Origin of the sequence: Bradyrhizobium pachyrhizi (genome assembly GCF_001189245.1) — a bacterium.
In the GTDB taxonomy this organism is placed as follows: domain Bacteria; phylum Pseudomonadota; class Alphaproteobacteria; order Rhizobiales; family Xanthobacteraceae; genus Bradyrhizobium; species Bradyrhizobium pachyrhizi.
The window spans coordinates 265,467-268,229 of sequence record NZ_LFIQ01000117.1 but is presented as its reverse complement, the minus strand read 5'-3'; the positions used below and the strand labels follow the sequence as shown (position 1 = coordinate 268,229).

Below are 2,763 nucleotides of genomic sequence, written 5' to 3'. Positions count from 1 at the left end.
TACGAGATCATCAAAGCCAGCGATCCCACCCTGACCGTGCTGACACCGCCGTCCAACGGCACGCCGGACGGATATCGCTGGCAACAGGCCTTCATGGCGCAAGGCGGCGGACAATATGCCGATGTGTTCGCCTTTCACGGCTATACGAGCGAGCCCGAGGCGGTGATTGGAATCATTGCGCGCTTCAAGAAAATCCTTGCCGCGCACGACCTGTCCGCGAGGCCGATCTGGGACACCGAGGCCGGCTGGTCGTCCTATGAGGACAATCCGGACGGGTGTCTGGCACGCGCCTACATCCTGAAATGGATCAGCGGCGTCGACCGGTTCTATTGGTACGAGTTTGCCGGAGGCGGCAGCGACTTCGGAAAATTATGGGACCCGGCGCGCGGGCTGCTGCCGAGCGGAATTGCCTACCGCACGATCCAGTCCTGGCTGGTCGGTGCAAGCGTCGTGGCAGCAGGCAGGACGTCGCCGACGACCTGGCGCGTCGAGCTTCGCATGCCGGATGGCCGTAACGGCTTGATCCTCTGGACCACCAAAGGCCGGTCCGTTTATCGGGCCGACCCGCGTTTTAGCCTTTACGAGGGCCTCGACGGCGGCGAAGGGCCTGTCGCCAACGGCGAAGTCGAGATCTCGCCAAAACCGGTCCTATTGCTGGAATGATAACAATGTTAAGTCTCCGGCAATAAGATAATTATGACGATGTTCTTAGCTTCATTGCGGGCGTTGGGCGCGATACAAGGAGCGCTGTTAACTTGAGGCGATTGACCGACTGTGAAGCAGATCGCGCAAAACTATAAGAGCGGCGAGCTCAAGCTGATCGATGTGCCGGCGCCGCGCTGCCGTCCCGGCGGGGTTTTGGTGCGCACGGCGTTCTCGGCGGTGTCGACCGGCACCGAGATGATGAAGTTCACCGAAGGCCGCCTGTCGCTGCTCGGCAAGGCGCGCGCGCGACCTGACCAGGTTGCCAAGGTGATGCGCTCGGTCCGTCAGCAGGGGTTGGCTGCGACCTATCAGAAGGTGATGAACCGCCTCGATTCCTACACGCCGCTCGGCTACTCGCTGTCGGGCACCGTCGTGGAAGTGGGCGAGGGCGTCGGCGGCTTCTCGGTCGGACAGCGCGTCTGCTGCGGCGGCAATCAATATGCAACCCACGCCGAATATAATTGGGTACCGGTGAACCTCTGCGTGCCGCTGCCGGACAGCGCTGCGCTAGACCAGGCCGCATTCACCACGATCGCCTCGATCGCCCTGCAGGCGATGCGCCAGTCGGAGATCCGTTTCGGCGAGACCGCCTGCGTGATCGGGCTTGGCCTGATCGGCCAGATCATGGTGCGGCTGCTGCGCAGCGCCGGTGTCGTGGTCGCCGGGCTCGACCGGCTGGAGGCGCGATGCCGCCAGGCGGAGGCTGCGGGCGCCGCGGTCTGCGCCGTCGCATCGGATGATGCCGCGGCGGAATTCCGCGCCCGGATCGACCAGCTGACCGCAGGCAACGGCGTCGATTGCGTGTTCATCACCGCGAGCAGCGACGATCCCGATCTCGCATCGCGTTCGGCGGCGCTGCTGCGCGACCGCGGGCGCATTGTCGATATCGGCAAATGCACGCTGAACCTGCCGTGGAACGAATTCTACGACAAGGAGCTCGATGTGCGCTTCTCGCGCTCCTACGGCCCCGGCCGCTACGATCCGCTCTATGAGGAGGGCGGCATCGACTATCCGATCGGTCATGTGCGCTGGACCGAGAAGCGCAATATGGAAGCGATCGTCGCGCTGCTCGCCGACGGGCGGCTCGATTTTTCCTCGCTGATTTCCGAAACGGTGCCGCTGGAGCTGGCGACGTCGGCGTTCGAGCGCATGAGCCGCGGCGAGGTCGGTCTCGGCGTGGTGTTCGCCTATCCGCACGCCGCTCTCCGCGCGATGCAGATGATCTATCGTCCGGCGGTTGCCCTGCGCAGCGGCCGGGTGCGGCTCGGCGTCATCGGCGCCGGCAACTATGCCTCCAGCATGCTGTTGCCGCAGCTTGCGAGCAGCCCGCGCGTCGATCTTGTCGAGGTCGCCACCAATACTGGCCTCAGCGGCGCCACGGCGGTCCGCAAATTCGGCTTCGCGCGTGCCTCGACGGACGCGGCCTCGGTGCTTGGCGCCGACGACATCGACGCCGTGCTGATCGCAACGCGCCATGCCTCCCATGCCGACCTCGCGACGCAGGCGCTGCGCGCCGGCAAGGCCGTGTTTGTCGAAAAGCCCTTGGCGATCGATACAAACTCGCTCGATCGATTGGAGCAGGTGATCCGGGAAACCGGCAACAACCGGCTGATGGTCGGCTTCAACCGCCGCTTTTCGCCGCTGCTGCAGGGCATGCGCGCGGCGTTCGCGCCGGCAGGACCGCAGACCCTGCAATATCGCGTCATCGCCGGGCCGCTGGAGAAATCGTCCTGGTATCTGCAGGCCGAGAGCGAAGGCAGCCGCTTCGTCGGCGAGGGCGGCCATTTCATCGACGTGTTGTGCTGGTGGGTCGGCGCCGAGCCGGTGCGTGTCTCCGCGAGCACGGCGGGCAGGGACGTCGACAATCTCGTCGCCACCTTCGATTTTGCCGACGGTTCGGTCGCAAGCCTCAGCTATCTCACCGGCGGCGATCCGCGGGTGCCGAAGGAAGCGCTCGAGATATCGGCAAGCACGGGTTTTGCCGCCTTCGACAATTTCTCGGGCTTCGAGCTCTGGCACGCCGGACAGCGCACGGCGAAGACAGCGCGGCTCGACAAG

The 2,763-nt window shown here is 64.9% G+C and carries 1 protein-coding gene and 1 pseudogene; both read left to right on the top strand.

Annotated features, from left to right (window positions below):
* Window positions 1-663, top strand: a pseudogene (locus AKL29_RS45930) (glycosyl hydrolase); the annotation flags it as partial.
* 111 nt (window positions 664-774) lie between these two features.
* Window positions 775-2,763: bi-domain-containing oxidoreductase (locus AKL29_RS33040; RefSeq protein ID WP_050387170.1), on the top strand; the 1,989-nt coding region annotated here is incomplete at its 3' end.